The organism is Vibrio sp. E150_011 (genome assembly GCF_053544015.1).
This window is the reverse complement of the sequence record NZ_JBHFOL010000014.1, coordinates 1-20,552: the sequence shown is the minus strand read 5'-3', so window position 1 is coordinate 20,552 and position 20,552 is coordinate 1. Positions and strand designations below refer to the sequence as shown.

20 protein-coding genes and 3 tRNA genes are annotated in these 20,552 nt (G+C 44.3%); 11 read left to right on the top strand and 12 right to left on the bottom strand.

What is annotated here, in order from left to right; all coding sequences use genetic code 11:
* The first annotated feature begins 236 nt into the window (after nt 1–236).
* The 4 genes from ACE1OE_RS18160 to ACE1OE_RS18145 all read left to right on the top strand — a co-directional run bounded on the left by ACE1OE_RS18160 (nt 237) and on the right by ACE1OE_RS18145 (nt 4,562).
* A complete protein-coding gene (locus ACE1OE_RS18160) occupies nt 237–1,832 on the top strand; it encodes a competence protein CoiA family protein (protein ID WP_449211882.1) in 1,596 nt (531 codons plus the stop codon).
* Nucleotides 1,833–2,002: 170 nt separating this feature from the next.
* Nucleotides 2,003–2,584: a recombinase family protein gene (locus tag ACE1OE_RS18155; protein WP_449211881.1), complete on the top strand. Its 582-nt coding sequence runs from the start codon at nt 2,003–2,005 to the stop codon at nt 2,582–2,584.
* Nucleotides 2,585–2,670: 86 nt separating this feature from the next.
* On the top strand, nt 2,671–3,684 hold the full coding sequence (locus tag ACE1OE_RS18150) for an HNH endonuclease (RefSeq protein ID WP_449211880.1): 1,014 nt from the start codon (nt 2,671–2,673) through the stop codon (nt 3,682–3,684).
* 101 nt (nt 3,685–3,785) lie between these two features.
* The gene (locus tag ACE1OE_RS18145; protein WP_449211879.1) at nt 3,786–4,562 is read left to right on the top strand and encodes a hypothetical protein; all 777 of its coding nucleotides are present in this window, start codon (nt 3,786–3,788) and stop codon (nt 4,560–4,562) included.
* A 90-nt stretch (nt 4,563–4,652) separates the two neighbouring features.
* On the opposite strand, the gene ACE1OE_RS18140 is transcribed toward ACE1OE_RS18145, so the two are convergent.
* Nucleotides 4,653–5,852 (bottom strand): DUF6538 domain-containing protein, encoded by a 1,200-nt coding sequence (locus ACE1OE_RS18140; protein WP_449211878.1) that lies wholly within the window; start codon nt 5,850–5,852, stop codon nt 4,653–4,655.
* A 341-nt stretch (nt 5,853–6,193) separates the two neighbouring features.
* On the opposite strand from ACE1OE_RS18140, the gene ACE1OE_RS18135 reads away from it, so the two are divergent.
* Nucleotides 6,194–6,760: a VC2662 family protein gene (locus ACE1OE_RS18135; RefSeq protein ID WP_102471147.1), complete on the top strand. Its 567-nt coding sequence runs from the start codon at nt 6,194–6,196 to the stop codon at nt 6,758–6,760.
* Between the two features lie 99 nt (nt 6,761–6,859).
* On the opposite strand, the gene ACE1OE_RS18130 is transcribed toward ACE1OE_RS18135, so the two are convergent.
* Both ACE1OE_RS18130 and epmB read right to left on the bottom strand, forming a co-directional pair.
* Nucleotides 6,860–7,342, bottom strand: coding sequence for an MgtC/SapB family protein (locus tag ACE1OE_RS18130; protein WP_347231009.1), 483 nt, complete (start codon nt 7,340–7,342; stop codon nt 6,860–6,862).
* Nucleotides 7,343–7,439: 97 nt separating this feature from the next.
* Nucleotides 7,440–8,462, bottom strand: coding sequence for an EF-P beta-lysylation protein EpmB (gene epmB, locus ACE1OE_RS18125; protein WP_449211877.1), 1,023 nt, complete (start codon nt 8,460–8,462; stop codon nt 7,440–7,442).
* Nucleotides 8,463–8,496: 34 nt separating this feature from the next.
* Here epmB and efp point away from each other — a divergent pair, with 34 nt between their 5' ends.
* Nucleotides 8,497–9,063: an elongation factor P gene (efp, locus tag ACE1OE_RS18120; RefSeq protein ID WP_102471144.1), complete on the top strand. Its 567-nt coding sequence runs from the start codon at nt 8,497–8,499 to the stop codon at nt 9,061–9,063.
* A 62-nt stretch (nt 9,064–9,125) separates the two neighbouring features.
* Here efp and ACE1OE_RS18115 read toward each other — a convergent pair whose 3' ends face one another.
* The 5 genes from ACE1OE_RS18115 to frdA all read right to left on the bottom strand — a co-directional run bounded on the left by ACE1OE_RS18115 (nt 9,126) and on the right by frdA (nt 13,306).
* On the bottom strand, nt 9,126–9,821 hold the full coding sequence (locus ACE1OE_RS18115; RefSeq protein WP_449211876.1) for a VV20781 family protein: 696 nt from the start codon (nt 9,819–9,821) through the stop codon (nt 9,126–9,128).
* 150 nt (nt 9,822–9,971) lie between these two features.
* Nucleotides 9,972–10,334 carry a fumarate reductase subunit FrdD gene (gene frdD, locus ACE1OE_RS18110; protein WP_102471111.1) on the bottom strand — a complete coding sequence of 121 codons (363 nt, stop codon included), beginning with the start codon at nt 10,332–10,334 and terminating at the stop codon, nt 9,972–9,974.
* 10 nt (nt 10,335–10,344) lie between these two features.
* The gene (frdC, locus tag ACE1OE_RS18105; RefSeq protein WP_102471110.1) at nt 10,345–10,728 is read right to left on the bottom strand and encodes a fumarate reductase subunit FrdC; all 384 of its coding nucleotides are present in this window, start codon (nt 10,726–10,728) and stop codon (nt 10,345–10,347) included.
* Between the two features lie 2 nt (nt 10,729–10,730).
* Nucleotides 10,731–11,489, bottom strand: coding sequence for a succinate dehydrogenase/fumarate reductase iron-sulfur subunit (locus ACE1OE_RS18100; RefSeq protein ID WP_102471109.1), 759 nt, complete (start codon nt 11,487–11,489; stop codon nt 10,731–10,733).
* Entirely contained in the window at nt 11,489–13,306 is a 1,818-nt protein-coding gene (gene frdA, locus ACE1OE_RS18095) for a fumarate reductase (quinol) flavoprotein subunit (RefSeq protein ID WP_102471108.1), read from the bottom strand. The genes ACE1OE_RS18100 and frdA overlap by 1 nt, the downstream gene beginning before the upstream one ends.
* Before the next feature lie 250 nt (nt 13,307–13,556).
* On the opposite strand from frdA, the gene epmA reads away from it, so the two are divergent.
* Nucleotides 13,557–14,531 (top strand): elongation factor P--(R)-beta-lysine ligase, encoded by a 975-nt coding sequence (gene epmA / locus ACE1OE_RS18090; RefSeq protein WP_449211875.1) that lies wholly within the window; start codon nt 13,557–13,559, stop codon nt 14,529–14,531.
* Between the two features lie 124 nt (nt 14,532–14,655).
* Here epmA and ACE1OE_RS18085 read toward each other — a convergent pair whose 3' ends face one another.
* The 4 genes from ACE1OE_RS18085 to rsgA all read right to left on the bottom strand — a co-directional run bounded on the left by ACE1OE_RS18085 (nt 14,656) and on the right by rsgA (nt 19,369).
* On the bottom strand, nt 14,656–15,549 hold the full coding sequence (locus tag ACE1OE_RS18085) for a DMT family transporter (RefSeq protein ID WP_449211874.1): 894 nt from the start codon (nt 15,547–15,549) through the stop codon (nt 14,656–14,658).
* 110 nt (nt 15,550–15,659) lie between these two features.
* Nucleotides 15,660–17,075, bottom strand: a complete 1,416-nt coding sequence (locus ACE1OE_RS18080; RefSeq protein ID WP_372062906.1) for an SLC13 family permease — start codon at nt 17,073–17,075, stop codon at nt 15,660–15,662.
* Nucleotides 17,076–17,303: 228 nt separating this feature from the next.
* Nucleotides 17,304–18,176, bottom strand: coding sequence for an archaetidylserine decarboxylase (gene asd / locus ACE1OE_RS18075; RefSeq protein ID WP_102471104.1), 873 nt, complete (start codon nt 18,174–18,176; stop codon nt 17,304–17,306).
* A 137-nt stretch (nt 18,177–18,313) separates the two neighbouring features.
* Nucleotides 18,314–19,369, bottom strand: a complete 1,056-nt coding sequence (gene rsgA / locus ACE1OE_RS18070) for a small ribosomal subunit biogenesis GTPase RsgA (RefSeq protein WP_102471103.1) — start codon at nt 19,367–19,369, stop codon at nt 18,314–18,316.
* A 97-nt stretch (nt 19,370–19,466) separates the two neighbouring features.
* Here rsgA and orn point away from each other — a divergent pair, with 97 nt between their 5' ends.
* The 4 genes from orn to ACE1OE_RS18050 all read left to right on the top strand — a co-directional run bounded on the left by orn (nt 19,467) and on the right by ACE1OE_RS18050 (nt 20,506).
* Nucleotides 19,467–20,012: an oligoribonuclease gene (gene orn / locus ACE1OE_RS18065; RefSeq protein WP_372062905.1), complete on the top strand. Its 546-nt coding sequence runs from the start codon at nt 19,467–19,469 to the stop codon at nt 20,010–20,012.
* A 177-nt stretch (nt 20,013–20,189) separates the two neighbouring features.
* Nucleotides 20,190–20,265: transfer RNA gene (locus ACE1OE_RS18060), tRNA-Gly, on the top strand.
* 58 nt (nt 20,266–20,323) lie between these two features.
* A tRNA-Met gene (locus ACE1OE_RS18055) sits at nt 20,324–20,400 on the top strand.
* Nucleotides 20,401–20,430: 30 nt separating this feature from the next.
* Nucleotides 20,431–20,506: transfer RNA gene (locus tag ACE1OE_RS18050), tRNA-Gly, on the top strand.
* Nucleotides 20,507–20,552 lie beyond the last annotated feature (46 nt).

Sequence of the window (20,552 nt, the reverse complement as noted above, 5' to 3'; positions counted from 1 at the left end):
AGGCAGACTTTGTAACGTTGTGATAGTCCTTTGTGTATGCGCTTTGCGTGCCGGATTGTGAACGTTCAGTCTGCCTTTTTTGTTGAAGTTAGTAAATTAAGTAATAATGATTTTTCGTAGCTGAAACACCAAAATCTGATCTATCTCTATTAAAATGCTCACTATATGTATTACATAATGGTGTAGATGGCATGATTCAACTATTGAATGTAGTTACTTATTGAGGTGTGAAAAAGGTGATTGTTCCCTTTGGGATTAAAGATGGAAAAATCGTTCATGTGGATGAAGTACCTAACGGAAATCAATGTGGTGTGAATTGTCCAAGCTGCCAGCAACCTTTGATCGCGAAAAATGGTGGCAATAAAGTCACTCACCATTTCTCTCATGAAAGGGGTCACCGTTGCCCTAGTTATGCGCCAATGACATATCTTCATCTTTATGCTCAAAGGCTCATTGAGAATGAGAAGAAAGTTGTTTTGCCTCCAGTTTATTATCCAAAGGAAGCTCAGCTAACTTCAGGAGCTATTGTTGCTGAAACATACCAACTAATAGATAAAAAGTGCATTTCATTTGATTATGTCAAAAGTGAGGTTCGTTTCGATAAATTCTTTGTTGATAATATTGGATGCAAAAATGGTCGAGAAGTGCTTGTTGAGATACGAGTGACACATGAAAATTCGATAGAGAAAACTCAAGCCTTTCGAAGGTCAGGTAAGATCGCTATTGAGATAGACTTAACGAAATTGCATAAAGCTCTAAAAAATTTATCTCAGACTCAAATAAAAGCCGCTCTATTTAATGTCGAAAATATCAAATGGTTGTCAGAACCCCCTTTAATAGATGATAGAGATAAAGCTGATGAGACGTTTAGTATGCTAGTCGCTGAACATCAAAAAGCTATCGACTTAAATGAAAAAACAATGAGGGAACAAGAAGAGGCGCAGAAAAATAGACGAGAACTAGCGACTCTTGAAATGAGGAAGAAGCTTACAAGTGAACTTGCTTGGTTGGAATCTTTAAAATCCATCGACTCAATTGAACTATGGGAGTCTTCCAAAGTGTTCCCAGAAAACGGTCAAGTTAAACAGTCTCATATCGACTATTTCAGCAGGCTGGTAGGGGTGAAAATACTGGATGACTGGATCTTCATGACTAAGCGCCCTCATTGGCAGCTTCTTGTACTTAGATTCTTAGACCACAATGACAAGTGTAAATTAGCTGATATTAAGAATTTCGTGAAAAAGCATTCTGGTTTACATCCGATGATGCAGTCCTTATTAAACTCAAGGTTTAGCGGAAAAACTATTGCAGCGAAGCAAAGGTTAGATGTTGATTGGAATACATATTGGTTTTTGTCTAACGAAGAAGAGTCACAACTGATTGACCCATATATTGTTATTGGTAAGTACTTGGATTTTTTGATTGATAAGAAAGTAGTAGTGAAAGTGCCTTTTTTTAATGTGTATCGTGTTGTTCAGGGGTCGATAAGCAATGCTTTAAAAGAGCAGCAAAAGAAAGAAGAAGCTCTAAGGTTGATAAAAAGCAAAGAACTTATGGAGATGCAGCAGATCCAAAAATTTAGTGTTTACCGATTAATGAATAGAGAAGAACGGTTAATTGAGCTTCTTGAGGCTGAACAAAAGCTATTTCGTGACCATAATGGCATTGGGCTACGTTGCCTAGACTGCCACATCATTCGTCCATTAAAGGCTGTAGATAGCAGCAAACAGTGCCAACGCTGTGGCTCGAAAAAAGGGCTGGTCGAAGACGAGGTAACATCTAGATGTCTTGAAACAGCTGAGCAAAGATATAATTCTAAAGATCTACTGTAAATATGCCTCCCAAAATACCCATCGATTACAGGCTCACTGCTGGCTTAAAACCATTCGTTTATGAGCCTATCAATCTGCACCAACCCTGGGGTGGCTCAAAAGTAGTCTGTTGATGTTATTAGCTAGGCTCGTTATTATACCCCTACTTTTTGTGGTTTAGGTGTTAGCTAATGACCAATAGAACATACTACTATTGCCGAGTCTCTACGTCTGAACAGACGATTGAAAACCAAGTTCAAGCATTTAAAGATCGAGGCTATGAAGTCCAGCCTACTTTTGTAGTTGAAGACATTGTATCTGGGGGTGTTTGTGCAATGGAACGTGATGGGTTCAAAGCACTGGTAGAGCATAAGCTGATCGAAGGCGATACGTTAGTTGTCCTAAAGCTGGATCGCTTGGGGCGAGATAACATAGATGTTCAGCAGACTATTAAAGCCCTCATGGAGAAAGGTATCAATGTCCATTGTTTAGACCTGCCTCACAATGACCTTAGTAGCCCTGAAGGGCAACTCATGCTTAAAATGTTTTTAGCTTTTGCTGAGTTTGAAAAAGATCGTATCCGTGAGCGCACTATCGAAGGTCAAGCACGAGCAAGAGCAGAAGGAAAGGTAATTGGGAGGCCTCCTAAAGTAACAGCTAAGAGAGTGGTAGAGCTTCGCTCTCAGGGGCTCTCGATTGCTAAAACAGCAGACTTCCTTAACGTATCTATTGCAACAGTCAAGCGGCTTACAGCAGCAAGTAAGAAGGGATAATGAGCTTGTTGCCCCATAGCTGCTCAAGTTTGGATATCTAGTTATCGAACGAATTGTCAATGATCTCAACCGTAGGAGTCAGAAGGGTGGTAGAAAAATTAAAACTGGATAAAAGTGGCCGTATTGCCAATCTAACCTCGCTGGCTAGACCATTAACTAGCGAAGACATACATAATGCAGTAGCAGAGTTCCTTAGGCTAGGCTCAAAAGCTCCAACCTATGGTAACTCAACAACTTATGACTTGATTGTTGATAGCGCTCCATACCCTCCCAAAGCTATATTTGGCCTTGCACTAAGCCAGAAGCTAAATGTGGAAGTTAAGGCTCAGCATTTCTCCGCGGGAGAAGATACCCCATGTTTCCAGTCTTTGCGGAAGTTGAACTTCGAGATTCGGCTGAAAGAAGTTGATAAAGAGCTAATAGATTCCCTCGATAATACCCCTTGGACAGACCTAGAAATGGAAGATACGGTAAATGAGTATCTGAAGATGTTAGATGCTACTCGCAATGGGATTAAGCTAAATAAGGCAGAGGTGTATCGCAGCCTGTCTGCTAAGCATCTTCGAGGTAAGAAAGCCTATGAGTTTAGAATGCAAAATATATCTCACGTATTTGAACTGCTTGGACGAACTTGGGTGCTAGGGCTCAAACCCAAAGGTAATATCACTGTCAATCAAGTGAAGCAAATTGAGCAATTAATAAGTAAAGCTGAGCAAAGGCCGAATGAAGCTATTGCTGAGTTTGAAGCACAAGTACAAGTGTCAGCAAAAAATAAGAAGCTGAAGAAGCCAGCAGGCAATGGGAAGCCTAAATTAACAGCGGTTACATTGACTCAGTATCAAAGAAATCCAGATGTAAAAGCATGGGTGTTGAACAGGGCTAGTGGAGTGTGTGAGTGTTGTAATGAGCCAGCACCATTTGAAACTGAGGATGGCAGACCTTTCCTAGAAGTACACCACATAATACGTCTTGTTGATAATGGTGATGATTCCGTAGAAAACTGTGCGGGTATATGTCCTAACTGTCATAGAAAGCTCCACTATGGTAAAGGACGAGATGCCTTGGCAAACGAACTTAAGTTAAAAATTAACGAAAAGTAAGCAACGCTTTGTGTACAAATCATGGAAAGCCGCAATCGCTTATGTAGGATATACCCCCAATACCTCCCCCCTCCCTTGTAAGACGAAGTAGAAGCACTGGAATGACAAATACGAAAAGAATTATTTGCAAAGATTGCGGCATGAAGCGTGTGCCATTTATTGGTAGTAAAGGAAGACCAACTAAGTCCTGTAAAGAGTGTAAGGGAAATGTGTTTTGGCTCTCTAAGTTCGGAGAATGGTTTGCAAGTGCTACCAGTCGCCAGTCGCCGGACTCTATGCCTATAGATAATCAAGATATTAAACAAATACATGAACTATGGAAGCGTAAAGAGAGTGCTGGTGGATGGAGCAATGAGAACGGGCGAATCGTTAAGAAGTACGATTACCATATGTGCCATCGAGATCCAGCGAAAGGCAATGGTTTTCAAGGACGATTCACCTATGGCAACTTATTGATATGTGATAGTGAAACCAACCAATCACTGAAAAACACCGTTGCTATAGACCATGGTTATCGAGTGTATACAGATAAAGCACCATTTGGCTCAAAAGCAAAGGTTAAACGATGGTGCTCATCTAGGTATCAATTGCTCCTTTTAGTGGAAGAGCTTGGTCTTACTAAGCAGACTAAATGCACTCGGAAAAAATCACCGTTGCAGAGTGATGATTTCGGTGACTTTCTACCTCAAGGAACACCACCTGAGCAATTGATTGCATCTGAGCTGAAGCGCTTCAACGTTAATGAAGAACCATGGAAGAAAGCAGCACTCAATGCCAAAGATAAACAGAAAGCCGTATTGCTATATGGTATTGGACTTGATGGTAGAGAGCCTATTAGTGTAAAAGAGCTAGATGAATCTGAGAGGCAAGAGTTCTAGTATTTAGTTGAATGCCTTGATGCCCACGCCAAATTACAGTAAGCCATTGTATAATAAAGGGTTTACTGCAATTCCTTGGACACTCTCAGACTACTGAACCCATTCCTTATCTATCTGATCAGCAATGTCTTGAATAGTGCTGGCTAATCGTTTTATGTCACTCTTGGCATAATAGCCAAATGACATTGTTGAACCAGTCTCATGCCCGGCTAGCGTAGCAGCACTAAACTCATCAACACCACATCGTTGAGCTGCTGTAATGAAATGAACTCTAAGACTGTGGAAAGAGCGGCTTCTATCATCTGTGACCTCCGCAACTTTAAAGCGACTAAACTCCCTAGAGACTCTTTTTGAACTTGCGCTAGACGGTTCAATTCCTTTTAATTGTCTAACTATTGGGATTGCCCTCGCAGCGCTATCGGTTTTACCTGAGTCAAGAACCCAACACTCGATACCGTCAATTGTTTCCTTGTACACATTACTTATTTCGCCAGCTCGCAACCCTGTGTAGAGTCCCATTTTAACGTGTGATGAAAACGGGCTAACTAACATAGTTTTAAGCTGCTCTTTGGAAAACAACTGTTTCTTTTTAGACGGCTTTTTCCATTGACTCAAATCTAAGTTTTCAAACGGGTTCTGTCCTTCGACCTCGCCCCTCTGATTAGCCCACCTCCAAACACTCTTTAAGCGGCTTAAGGTCGCAGAGATAGTCCCATGAGAGTAGTTTGCTCCTAATTCCTCTGTAAATGTAACAACATCCTTCTTCTTGATTAGGGCTAAGGACTGATCGACCAATTTAATGTGGGAAAGAAATGCTTGAACACTTTTCTTTGTCCTATGCTCATTGTCAGCTTTCAACTTCTTGATAGCGACCATTTTAAGAAGAGCTTCCTTAAGTGTCATTGCAAAGCGTGGAGGTGTAGGTTGACCTTTATAGGTCTTGTAGGCAGCCGATGCAGCTGGTGTGCGGGGAAGAATACCAGTCCCTTTTTGGCATTCCCAATCGAATACCTCAACTGCAGACTCGTCTGAAGATATGTCTTCACTGTAATGCTTCAAGGTTTCAACATGAGCTTGAAACTCTAACCTTATGGGGCAATATGACTGCTCAAGTTGCGCTGAAACATTTGCATTGATTTGGTCTCTACGAAGTCTAGCAATTTTTATGTCTGAGGTTTGAAGGCTCTTAATTATTGTGTAACGACCATAAATACTGATTAATGATGAGGGTGTTCGTCTTCGGTAGTAGTAAGTTTGATGTTGCAATTGAAGATATTGGTCTTTGGACATTATGTGTAGCCTATGTGTGTACGCGCAATGTGATTATAAGTACATGTTACATATAGTAAACCTTTGAAATCTATCGATATGGGGCAATTTGATGTAATTCATCAGAAAACGCTGACAGAGCCAGAGGGGAAACCTCTGGCTTTTTTGTACCTGCTTCAATAATAAACCGCGTAATGTCTAGATGTTTGGCGTTATGACAATTAACTGACATACGGTATAGTGACCGGAAATAGCATCGTCTATAGTTATAAGTGTATAAAAACAGTTTCAAGTGGAAAACCGCCATTAACGGACCGAGTAGTGGCTAATGGATAAATAATAATGTCAGTGGAGACAATATAATGAAAAAAGTCGTATCCGCCATCGCAGTGGCAGCAGCAGTATCAATTTCCCCAATGGCGCTAGCAGACAGCACGCCGGTTATGTTTTCTTCTCTTAACGGCTTCAACGCACCTGACGCAAATGCGGTAGGTGGCGTGCGTCTTTCCGTTCTTCATGGTCAAGTCAATGAAGTGAAGGGTGTTGATTTCTCAGTACTAGGTATGTCTGAAACGCAGCGTACAACAGGTGTGAACTTTGGCCTTTTCTTTGGCGCCTCTAAAGTGACACAAGAAATGAAGGGTGCATCTTTAGGTATCTTTAACTGGAATACGGGCAAAACATCCGGTGTTAACCTTGGTATGGTGAACGTAACAAATGATGTTAAGGGTCTTAACTGGAGTGCGGTTAACTACTCTGAGGGTAATACCATGGCTGATATTGGTATTGCGAGTTTCTCGAAAAAGTCTAACTTCCAATTGGGTATCTTTAACAAAACCAACACTATCGATGGTGTTCAGATTGGTCTGATTAACTGTGCTGACAACGGTTTCTTTAAGTGTTTCCCAATCATTAACTTCGCTAAATAATCTCGCCTAATGGCGGTCGCGACGTAATTGATACTGAGTAAAACAATTAGCCCTTAAATGACACCATTTAAGGGCTTTTTATTGCGTATGTTTTAGAGATTACTTTTTGTGCTTTGAGCGCTTCTGAAAGGTTTGATGGACACCACGACGCAGGCTTTGGAAACTACTCTCCGCTTTATCGACCCCTAACAAAATGGTTAATGCTAATAGGGTAAGGATCACGGAGGCCTTGTAATGCTCCAAGCCAATCATCATCCCAAGTCCAGCTAATAACCAAATAACGGCGGCTGAGGTCACCCCGTGAATCTTGCCATTTTCTGACATCATCACGCCTGCCCCTAAGAAGCCAACCCCAGTAATGATCTGCCCTAATACTCGGGCTTGATCTAGGGTGTTGGGAGACAATGACACCGCCATCGACATGAATAAGTACGTGCCAGATAAGATTAAAATCGAGGTTCTAATACCAACGGGCTTGCCTCGAGTCTGTCGCTCTAAACCAATGAGTGTGCCATTGAGCATGCAACAAGCAAGGGCTTGCCATGAGAATGGACCTAAATCGAAAATCGTTACTAATTCCACAAATATCCTCCTCATAAAAAAGGCAGTATCTGTTTATTAGACCGGACAGGCGAACAAATAAATTTTATCGAAACGAAAAGGTTGTCTAAGGTAAATGCTACTCAAGATAGAGGTCGAGAGGCGTTTTGCTCGTTTTCCCCCCTTCTTCACGCGTGAGCTTTGGCACCAAATAGCCAGCAACTTTCTGTATGACCCCTTGCATCAACTGTTTTGCATCCTGATCGCTAATGAAGTAATGCGCCGCACCTTGTACTTTGTCTAAGACATGTAAGTAGTAAGGCAAAATACCAGCGTTAAAAATAGCGCGGCTAAGTGCAACTTGTGCGTCTACGGAATCATTAATGCCTTTAAGCAGTACAGCTTGATTCAGCATGATGACATTCGCTGCCTTCAGTCTGCCTATAGCTTCAGTAAACTCAGAGTTGACCTCATTGGCATGATTAATATGCGTTACAAGAACCGTATTCAGCCGAGTGGCTTGCAATAATTCACATAAGGTATCGGTGACTCGTGCGGGGATGACAACAGGCAGTCGAGAGTGAATGCGCAGCGTGGCAATATGATCAATGCCTTCTATTTTATTGATCAGCCATTCCAGTTCGTTGTCTTTCGCCATTAGCGGATCACCACCCGATAAGATGACCTCATCGATGTCGGGTTGACTGGCGATGTAATCTAATGCGAGCTGCCAATTTTCCTTGTTTCCCTTATTGTCTTGATAGGGAAAGTGACGTCGGAAACAATAGCGGCAATTTACCGCGCAACCGCCTTTCACGATCATCAACGCGCGACTGGCATATTTGTGCAAAAGCCCAGGCACCACTGCACCTTGTTCTTCTAAGGGGTCTTGCGAGTAACCGCTATGAACCTCAAACTCTTGGCTCAGTGGTAAAACTTGTTGTAAGAGTGGGTCATATGGGTTGCCTTTTTCCATGCGATCGACAAAGCTTTGGGGAACACGCATAGGAAAGAGCTTTCGAGCTCGAAGGCCACTTTCCCAAGGAGTCGCATCAATTTCCAGTTGTTCAAGCAACTGATACGGGTCTGAGATCGCATTGGATAGCTGTTTGAGCCAGTTTTGCTCAACAGAAACAAGATTTCGGGTTATGATAGGCGACATTAAATTTTAACTCGAAGAATACTAAGAGGATACAATGGCTACTGTTAGCACGAATGAATTTAAAGGCGGTTTGAAATTAATGCTGGACAACGAGCCTTGCGTAATTCTAGAAAACGAATACGTGAAGCCAGGTAAAGGTCAAGCATTTAACCGTGTTAAAATTCGTAAACTACTGTCTGGTAAGGTGTTAGAGAAAACATTTAAGTCAGGCGAGAGCTTTGAAGTCGCTGACGTCATGGATATCGATCTAGATTACCTATACTCAGACGGTGAATTCTACCACTTTATGAACAGCGAGACATTCGAACAAATCGCAGCAGACGTAAAAGCTGTGGGTGATAACTCGAAATGGCTAGTAGAAAACAACGCATGTATGATTACATTGTGGAATGATAATCCAATTTCAGTCACACCACCTAATTTTGTTGAGTTAGAAGTGACAGAAACGGATCCAGGCCTTAAAGGTGATACACAAGGTACAGGCGGTAAGCCAGCAACGCTAATCACTGGCGCCGTTGTACGTGTTCCACTATTTATTCAAATTGGTGAAGTCGTGAAAGTTGATACTCGTACTGCAGAATATGTAGGTCGTGTTAAGTAACGTCACTTCATTAATAAAAAAGGTCGCTGAGGCGACCTTTTTTATTGTTGGAACAGAAGCACTTAGTCTTGCGGACGCCAACCTAATGCACTCGCTACCGTCCCCAGAATAAGGGTATCCATCTCTGAATCGGGCAAGTTTGCCAGTGTTTGAAGCGTTATCGCGCCATTGGTTTGCGCGGCTGCAATCTCTTGACTACCGCGACTAAAACTATAGCCAAGTGGATGTTCAACACTCATCAATAGCCCCTCACCCTCGTGAATAGATTCAACATTGAAGTGCGTCTTGCGGAGCCGAATGAAGCCGATTTCTTTTTTCGTGGTTGATAGGCTGATGGCTTCGGATTTTTGTGCCACTTCATACTCCCCAATGGTTTGCCCTGCTTCATTAATCTGGCAAATGTAAGGGTCGTTACCACCAAATGAAAAACTGCCAATATCAACACTTGTGCCACCGCCACTGCATATAAGTGTCCACGTTTCCCCACTGTCAATGCGAGTCACCTCTGCAACCATATCCCCTTGGTTATTATTGACGGTATTAAACCAAGAGCTGGTGGAGGCGCTGCGTGAATATTTCCCTTGATAGAGGCCAGCTATATCGAATGAACCTTCAGGACCGAATCCCCAAAATGTGCCATCGGTTTTCAGTATGAGCTCTGGTTGTGCTGAAACCGCGTCTGATTTTTTCATATCAACGGTGCTACCACACCCAAAAAGAGCACTTGAAATAATAAGTGCGCAAATAGACTTTTTCATTGTTATATCTCTTTTTATTATGAATCGTTGCGGATTGTATAGGGAGGGGGTATTAAGGAATGTAAGGGATTGTCTGGATGGATGACGGGTCACTATGTAACGGGTAACAAAAAGGCAGCCTAATCGCTGCCTTTTTCGGTGATTAATCTTTTAAATCATAAAGATAAATATCACTGCTAATGCGCTAATAAGACCCGCAAAGAAATAGCAAGCAATCTTGCCTGCGACTCCAGCGTGGATCTTGAGGTCATGCATGCCATGGTGAAGGCGGTGCATAGCATGCCACATTGGCAAGGCTAGCGTGGCAATCACAAATAAAGCACCAATAAAGCTGGTGGCAAAATTAGCCGCGCGTTCATAGCTGAGTGCTTCGGCATCGATGATGCCCATAGGAACAAGAATGCCCAGCACAAGAATGGTCACAGGAGTGATCATGGCAAACCATGAGCCACCAGCGCCAAATAGTCCCCACCATACGGGTTCGTCTGAACGTTTAGGGTTTTGGTTAATCACAATGGTCTCCTTAGACAATAATCAGCACAATTAAAGAAATTGCGGCAACGGCCGCCCATTGTGCGAGCACGATGGTTTTCTTCTCGACGGCTTTGCCCTTGATTTTAATCGGCATAACTTGAGGCATCATGCTGAAAAACGTTTGAGCGTGAAACAAGCTGCCCGCCAACGCAACAATATTGATCGCGATCACCAGAGGGTTGGCCATAAAATCTAGCCAGCCTTGCCAAGCTTCAGGCCCTTTTACAAGCGCGCCTAAACCGAAGGTTAGGAAGATGGTGAATAAGATCAGCGGTAAGACCGTGGCCTCACGCAACATGTAGAATCGGTAAAAAGGATGATTCTTCCACCATGTTCGTTTTATTTCGCGAACATAAGGTTTTCTATTGCTCATCGTTATGCCTCCACATTCTTTGGTGAGCCATCAGGTTTAAGCATGGCAATGACGAAGTCTTTTGAAGACTCAATCTTACCTTGGTTAACCGCCGCTGCTGGGTCAACGTTCTTCGGACAAACATCAGAACAGTAGCCAACAAAGGTGCATCCCCAAGCGCCATTCTCACCATTGATCAGTGCCATTCGCTCACTTTTACCGTTATCACGGCTATCGAGGTTATAGCGGTGTGCCATTGTTAATGCGGCTGGGCCGATAAACTCTGGATTTAAGCCAAATTGAGGACAGGCGGCGTAACACAGACCACAGTTGATACAGCCAGCAAATTGCTTGTATTTGGCCATTTGCTCAGGCGTTTGTATATTGGCGCCATCTTCAGGTGTGCGAGGATTACCAATGATATAAGGTTTAACCGCTTCCAAGCGCTCAATAAATGGCGTCATGTCGACAATTAAGTCTTTTTCGATTGGGAAATTGGCTAATGGCTCAATTTTAACGCCGCCAGGGTAGTCGCGTATGAAGCTCTTACATGCCAGTTTAGGTACGCCGTTGACCATGATTCCACAAGAACCACAGATCGCCATTCGACAAGACCAGCGATAAGACAAGTCTTTATCGAGGTTGTCTTTGATGTAACCGATAGCATCGAGTACAGACATGGTTTCATCGAACGGGACATCAAACATTTGCATGCGTGGCTCAGAATCTTTTTCTGGGTCATAACGCATGATTTCAATTTTCTGAATGCGATTTGCTGACATTATGCTTGCTCCTCTGCATTGTTTTCTTTATTGGTTTTTGCTTCTTCAGCGGCGGCTTTTTCTGCTGCTTCACCATATAAACGAGCTTTCGGTTGAGATTTAGTGATTTTTACATCGCTGTAATCAATACTTGGAGCACTGTCTTCTTGGAAGAACGCGAGTGAGTGTTTTAGGTAGTTTTGGTCATCACGTTCGGTGCAGCCATCATCCAAACGCTGGTGCGCGCCACGAGACTCTTTACGAAGAATTGCTGAGTGCACCATGGCCTCGGCAACTTCCAATCCGTAGCCCACCTCGATAGCGTAAAGCAGGTCAGTATTGAATACTTTCCCTTTATCTTTAATGCCAATATTCTTGTAACGCTGCTTGAGCTCAGCAATCTTTTCAAGAGTGGCTTGCATCAAGTCTTCTTGGCGATAGATCCCACAACCCGCTTCCATGGTATGACCCATTTCAGTACGGATGTCAGCCCAGTTCTCGTCGCCGCTTTGGTTCATTAGTGCAGCAATACGAGCTTCTACGGCTTCGACTTGCTTCTCGATAGCGGCATCATCCCAGCCTTTGAAGGCTTTTGCGCGCTCAACGGCTTGTTCACCGGCCACACGGCCGAATACAACAAACTCAGCTAAGGAGTTCGACCCTAAACGGTTTGCACCGTGTAGGCCCACAGAGGCACATTCACCAACGGCAAACAAGCCTTGGATGCGAGTTTCACATTGGCCGTTTGTTTCGATACCACCCATGGTGTAGTGAACCGTTGGACGGATAGGGATCGGCTCTTTAGCGGGGTCAACATTGACGTAGGCTTTTGCTAGTTCACAAATGAATGGCAGGCGCTCTTGAAGGTATTCTTCACCAAGATGACGTAAGTCTAGGTGCACGACATCACCCAGCGGGTGCTTGATAGTGTTGCCTTTTTGCTGCTCGTGCCAGAATGCCTGAGATACTTTGTCTCGAGGTCCTAGCTCCATGTATTTGTTCTTTGGCTCACCGACAGGGGTTTCTGGACCCATGCCATAATCTTGGAGGTAACGATAGCCGTTCTTATTGACAATAATACCGCCTTCACCGCGACACCCTTCCGTCATTAAGATCCCTGTACCTGGTAGCCCAGTTGGGTGGTATTGAACAAATTCCATGTCACGCAGTGGAACACCATGACGATACGCCATCGCCATGCCGTCGCCCGTTACGATGCCGCCATTGGTGTTGCAGTGGTAAACACGACCGGCACCACCTGTTGCGAGCACCACGGATTTGGCTTTAATGGTGACCAGCTCACCCTCAGACATATGAATGGCGATAAGCCCTTGAACTTCGCCTTCAACCACAAGAAGGTCAACAACGAAATATTCATCAAAGCGATTGATTTTGTCGTACTTCATTGAGGTTTGGAAGAGCGTGTGTAGCATATGGAAGCCGGTTTTATCTGCCGCAAACCATGTACGTTCGACCTTCATTCCGCCAAAGCGACGTACGTTGACCTCACCGTTTTCTTTACGGCTCCAAGGGCAACCCCATTGCTCCATTTGGATCATTTCTTTTGTTGCGCTTTTTACAAAATACTCAACAACATCCTGTTCACAAAGCCAGTCACCACCCCCAACGGTATCGTTGAAATGATTGTCTAGGCTATCTTCATCCTTGATTACAGCGGCAGATCCCCCTTCCGCAGCAACAGTGTGCGAGCGCATAGGGTAAACTTTTGAGATAAGAGCAACGTCCAATTCAGGGTTTGCTTCAGCGGCTGCAATAGCAGTTCGAAGACCAGCGCCACCAGCGCCGATGACTGCGATATCTGTGGTAATTGTCTTCACAGTTATCCTCCAGTGTGAGGGTGAATGCGAGGGAACTCGCGGGTAATAATTAGGCTTTAAATAAGCCGATAAAAACTAAGGGTTATAGTAGAGAACCCCTTTTATAAAAAAATTGATTGAGTTAGGTTTTTTCACCGGAAATGCATGGAGAAGCATAGTATTTATATGATGTGTGACTAACGTCACTTATAATCAGGTGAGTTCTTCAAGTTTGTACAATTATCAATAACTACAGCTAATGAGTTTGATTATGATTTACAGTGACTGGCAGCCAACAGCATCAATGCCTCTGTTAAAAAAACGTGCCGAAATTATGCACTCAATACGTCAATTTTTCTTATCAAAATCAGTGATGGAAGTCGAGACGCCAGCTATGAGTCACGCCACGGTGACCGATGTGCACTTACAGACGTTTAAAACCGAATTTGTCGGGCCTGGGTACGCCGATGGACAGGTACTGTATTTCATGACAAGCCCAGAATTTCACATGAAGCGACTGTTAGCAGCGGGCAGCGGGTCGATTTATCAAATCGGCAAGGCATTTCGTAATGAAGAGAATGGCCGTTACCATAATCCGGAATTCACCATGTTGGAGTGGTATAGAGTCGGGTATGACCATCATCAACTGATGGACGAAATGGACGAGTTATTGATGATGGTGTTAGGTGGAACACAAGCAGAACGAATGACTTACCAACAAGCGTTCATTCAAGCTCTGGATGTTTGTCCGTTAACGGCTTCCATGTCGCAGCTGCGTGTCGCGGCTAGCACCTTAGGGTTGTCTGATATCGCTGACATAGAAGATGACAGGGATACGTTATTGCAATTGTTATTTAGTGTCGGGGTAGAAACGACGATTGGATCGAACACGCCTGCTTTTGTTTATGATTTTCCAGCGTCACAAGCGGCGCTGGCGAAGGTTAACGCCGATGATCCAAGGGTCGCCGATCGCTTTGAGGTTTATTATCAGGGAATTGAACTTGCTAATGGCTTTCATGAGCTGGATAACCCGAAAGAGCAACTTGCACGTTTTGAACAAGACAATCAAAAAAGAGTGGCAATGGGCTTACCTGTGCAGCCGATTGATTACCATTTGATTGCTGCACTTGAAGCCGGCCTGCCACAATGTGCGGGTGTGGCATTGGGTATTGACCGACTGATTATGTTGGCTGTCGGCGCGGAACATATTGATCAAGTGACCGCCTTTCCGTTTCCTATTGCTTAATGGCTTAATGGCTTAATGGCTTAATTACTTAATTACTTAGTAGCTTATGTAGCTTATGTAGCTTATGTAGCTTATGTAGCTTGGAGCGATAAGGCTTAATACCGAAAAGCACTACCCATGAGGGTTAGGTTACCAATATACTGGTTCCTAAGACGGCCAGTAGCGCACCTAACCACGCGTATCGGTTAGGGCGTTGTTTGGTGTATAACCAAAGTAATGGTAATACCATGATAGGTGTCGTGGAAGAAAGCAGCGCCACCATACCAACATTACCGGTTTGCAAAGCAAAGAGAATCAAGGTCATACCGACTGCCATGGCAAGAAACCCGTTGAGCGCAGTGATTCCAAAAATGGGTAGGGTGATGGGACGAAGGCTTTTAGCAAGTTTCGCACCTGTTAGCCAAAACAAGCTATGGGCGACAAAGGCGGTGATCATACGAATGGCTGAAGCCGCGACGGGGTCGATAGCAGTTTGCATCACTGGTTTTGCGATAATACCGCCTAAAGCCTGACACAGCGCTGCTGTAATGCCTAGCGCGATACCCACGGATGCTTTACCTCGAATGTCCTCTAAGCTGTTTGTTGACGCTTTATTTTGTTTGCGCCCAAAGAAGATGGCGGTTGCGACGCCAGAGAACACCAATGCAGAGCCCATCAACTCTATTGGCGTCATGGTTTCAGAAAATAGAAAGTAACCAAGAATGGCGGAGAAGACAGCATGGCAAGAGAACAACAATCCTGCTTGTCGAGGCCCCATTCGATTTAAGCAGGCAAACAAGGCGGTATCGCCAATAAAGATGCCAATCAAGCCTGAGAGTGCCATAGGCGTGATATGTTGATAGCTGACACTGCCCCAGCCACTGGTGAGTAGGGCCATGGTCGTTAAGATGAGCGCGGTGCACCCCATTCGCCATCGGCTGTAGGCAAAAGAGCCAAGATGGCGCGCTGGCGTGACAGAAATAATACTGGATACTGCCCATAAAAAAGCGGCAATAAGCGCAAACCACTCAAACCCCATGAGTTTCCCTATTCAATTCGAAGTCCTATCGATAAACAGGTTGTACTATGCGCCTCTTCAAAGTGCAACGAAATCCATCCGACGCGATGAATTTCGCTGCACTTATAGGGTTAGGTGAGAATCCAAGCGGCGGTATAAACGATAAGCAAGCCAATTACCCCAAGGATAAGTCCCATTTTCGCCATGTCTTTACTCTCAATAAGGCCGGTAGAATAGGCGAGGGAGTTAGGCGGCGTAGAAACGGGCAGGATCATACCGAGAGACGCGGAGAAGGCGACCACAACCAAAAGCCCCTGCAGGCCACCAATACTGGCAAGGCTCTCCATCGAGGCACCAATTGCAGCTGCTATTGGCATGAGCAGGTTAGCGGTAGCCGTATTTGACATGAAGTTGGCCATTAACCAGCAGACGACAGACAGTGTGAGTACGACCGCCATTGGCGATAATGACTCATAATCGATGGCATGAGCAAGCGCTACGGCAAGCCCTGTTTTATCAAGCCCAATGCCAATCGCAATCCCCCCAGCAACGAGCCAGAGTACATCCCAGTTAATCAGCTTTAGCTCTTCTTTACCCATGATTCCGGTGAGTGTAAAAACAGCCAGTGGAATGATGGAAACCACGTAGGTATTCATGCCGTGTAGTTTGGTGGTCATCCAAAGCAAGATGGTGCTAGCAAAGGTGACATAGACAACGATGGCTCGCCAATTTTTTTGGAATTTACCGTTTAACCTCAAAACCATTTTATCTTGAGATGATGGAAAAAAACGCTGCAACAGGAACCAAGCAATAGTCAGCTGAATAATGACAAACGGCAGTCCCATCATCATCCACTGAAGAAAATCGATGGTGTTGTCTCCGGTAAGGTATTGCAAGGCAATGGCATTCGGTGGCGTACCTATTGGTGTCGCGATTCCCCCTGTGTTGGCTGCAATAGGGACACATAACACTAACGCTTTGATGCCAATATCGCCTTTAGGGGCAGAAGCCACAATGGGGCCGAGTAAAGCCAGCATCATGACAGTGGTCGCCGTATTGGACATAAACATCGAGAAAACAGCGGTAATGAGCATTAACCCAAGCATGATGAATCTAGGTTGATGACCAAATGGTTTTAGCAATACGCGTGCGAGGTTGTTGTCCAGTTCGTATTTTGATGCAGCAATCGCCAGTGCAAATCCGCCCATGAACAGAATAATAATAGGAGATGAAAAAGCGCTAAAGATATCCGTGTATTTCATCAATTCGCCAAGATCATGCCCCGCTGGTGGCGTACGAAATAGGTGTAAGCCTTTATCTGAAATCATCACCAGCTCTAAGGCGATGATGAGAATAGAGGTAGCAAAGACCGGTACAGGTTCAAGTACCCAAAGGAGTGCCGCGAGCAGGAAGATAGCGAGCAATCGATGCTGAATTAATGTGAGGTTGTCGATAGGTATGGCATCGATCGGCATCATTAAGACACCGAGTGGTATGATGAAACAGATCAGAAGCCGGATCAAAATCCCGTTATTTATCTTAAGCATAGGCAGTGTTATCTCGAGTGAAAGCAAACTACTCGATAGATTAAAATATAATCGTACTAGGGTCTTAGACTGCCGTTAGAGTTTTGAAAACAAGCGTAAATTATTGGTGGGAATGTTGTTTTGCGTCAACGATTATGGTTGAAAGGCATCGATAAAGCGGCGTTAAGCAAGAATAAATAACGGCGCAAAGCTGCGCCGTTATTTTAAACAAGATTACACAAGCGTGATTTAGTTGACGCTGTTATCGGCACGGTGTGCGTATGGCGTACCCATCACGGTTGTTGCGGTATTGACCATCGTTTCATCAAAGTGAACACTATCTTTGGCAAAAAGGTTGATGACCGTTGAGCCTAGCTTAAAGCGGCCCATTTCCTGGCCTTTTTTCAATACCACAGACTTGTTGCCTTCTGCTGGGTAGTCCCATGTATGAACTGAACTGCCTGTTGGAGGCGTCACTGTCCCAGCCCAAATGAGCTCAATGCTACCCACAATGGTTGCACCGACAAGTACTTGTGCCATTGGGCCAAATTCGGTATCGAAGATACAAACCACTCGCTCATTTCGGGCGAAAAGGTTGGGTACGTTCTCTGCGGTGAGTGGGTTCACTGAAAATAGATCGCCAGGGACATAAATCATTTGACGAAGTGTTCCATCACAAGGCATGTGTACGCGATGGTAATCACGTGGAGACAGATACAGCGTGGCAAACTCACCGTCGGTGAACTCTTGCGCAAGCTTTTCATTGCCACCAAGCAGCTCTTGAGCAGTATAGCGATGGTTTTTCGCCTGAATAAGCTGACCATCTTCAATTGGGCCGAATTGGCTGACACACGCGTCTGCGGGGTGAACAAGAACATGGTCACCGTCTGTAATAGGGCGGGCGCCAGGTTTTAATTCACGAACAAAAAACTCATTAAACGTGTCGAAATGAGCGGGGTCTGAGTACAGAGCTTCGTCCAGGTTGACGTTATATTGTTTTACAAACCAACGAATGATTGCTGTTGTTAGACCACCGGCTTTAGCCGATGCCAGTTTACCAACCAGACGGGTTAGTCCGTGCTGTGGTATCCAATATTGAAGTCCAACTTTAATCTTATCCATTGCTTACTATTCCAACATTAATTGAGAGTTTCGAGTTTAGGGCGCGAGATAGTAAAATAAATCTCGTAAAATGTCAGTACCTAGTCAAGCTTAAGGACTGACACTAAGCGTAATATGCATCCCAAATTCAAATGAATTTACAGGTCTGCCTTTTTGCTACGAGAGTATTGTCGGTTCGCTTTGTTTTCTACCATGCTGTCAAGAATACGATGATAATTATCAAAGCGACCTCTTGCGATATTGCCGTTTTCAACCGCTTCTCGCAAAATACAACCCGGATCATCAAGGTGTTTACAGTCTCTAAACTTACAACCACCAAGGTAAGGCCGGAACTCAACAAAGGCTTCTGTAATCTCGTTAGACTCTAGGTGCCATAAGCCAAACTCTCGGACGCCAGGGGAGTCGATGAGATCGCCACCGGACGGAAAGTGATAAAGACGTGCGGCTGTCGTGGTATGTTGACCAAGCCCCGAATTTGTCGAAATTACGCCTTCTTCAATATCGAGCTCAGGCATCAACGCATTGACTAGGCTGGATTTTCCAACCCCAGATTGCCCGACAAAAATGTTCACTTTTCCTTGTAGATAGCCCTCGAGCTCTTTTATGCCTTCGCCGGTCTCTTTACTCACAAAAGCCACGTCATACCCGATGCCTTTGTAGGCATTAAGGGAAGCGTAAATGGCCGCTTTATCTTCTTCCGCGATTAAATCAACCTTGTTTAGCACCAACAATGGGGCGATCTGCAGGGTTTCTGACGCAACTAGATAGCGATCGATAATGTTAAATGAGAGATCGGGCGCGATGGCAGACACGATCACCATTTGGTCAACGTTGGCAGCTACCGGTTTAAGACCGTCGTAATAATCTGGACGCGTTAAGATAGAAGTGCGAGGCTCTACGGCTTCAACAACGCCAGAAATACCATGCATGGATTCGATACCGACACGCCATTTTACGTGGTCCCCTGAAACTAGAGATTCAATTCCTCGTCGTAAGTTACAGCGATGAACTTCTTGAGTTTCAAGGTCTTCAATATCGGCATGTTGACCAAAACGAGTAATCACTAAACCTTGTTTCACCGATCCCAGCATGGATTCATCCCACTGTATGGCTTCTTCTTGTTTTAGCTTTTTGCTTTGGTTGCTGCGTACTCGACGCACTTGACCTTTAGTCAGTTTTTTCTTTTTCGCCACGATAATTCTATGATGCTAAGCATCAAACCATTTGGGTTACTGAAATTTATTTCGGTATAGTACCTCTTTTGGCAGAAAACAAATAGACGAGGGCGATATGTCTTTTAGTGATCAGAATTTAATCTGGGTTGATCTGGAGATGACTGGGCTCGATCCTGAGCAACATAAAATCATTGAGATTGCGAGTATTGTTACCGACAGCCAGCTGAACATACTCGCTGAAGGCCCGGTGATTGCGATTCATCAGCCGAACAGTGAATTGGAAAAAATGGATGACTGGTGCACAAATACTCACACGGCGAGTGGGTTAGTTGATCGAGTGACAGAAAGTTCATACACCGAGCAACAAGCCATTGAAGAAACGATTGCCTTTCTTGAAAAATGGGTACCCAAAGGCGTGTCACCAATTTGTGGTAACAGCATTGGTCAAGATCGCCGTTTTTTGTACAAACACATGCCTGAGCTAGAGCAGTACTTTCACTATCGCTATATCGACGTCAGTACGTTGAAAGAATTGACACGACGTTGGAAGCCAGAGGTGTTAGACGGGTTTACTAAACAAGGTACACACTTAGCTATGGATGATATTCGTGAATCAATTGCAGAGCTTAAATACTATCGTGATACTATTTTTTCGATTTAGTGAGTAACTCTTATTAATTATAGCGGGGCTGATTTATCCTAGTTTCAAGAAAAATAAGGTATTTTTGTGTGCTTTTCCATCAAACAGAAAAAAAATGAATGTTTTTTATCGATAGGACTTGCATCACAAAAAAATGCTCTTATAATTCGCAGCCCTGAACGACGAAAGACGTTCAATGCGATACTAGCTCAGTTGGTAGAGCGCAACCTTGCCAAGGTTGAGGTCATCGGTTCGAACCCGATGTATCGCTCCACTTTTTTAAGTGGCAAAGTATAAGTTCTCACGGTACTTAACGGTGACTACAATTCGGACGCGGGATGGAGCAGTTTGGTAGCTCGTCGGGCTCATAACCCGAAGGTCGTTGGTTCAAATCCAGCTCCCGCAACCATATTTAATCAATAGCACTTGCTGTTGATATGCGATACTAGCTCAGTTGGTAGAGCGCAACCTTGCCAAGGTTGAGGTCATCGGTTCGAACCCGATGTATCGCTCCATTTTCCTTTGGAAGATGTAAGTTCTCACGGTACTTAACGGTGACTA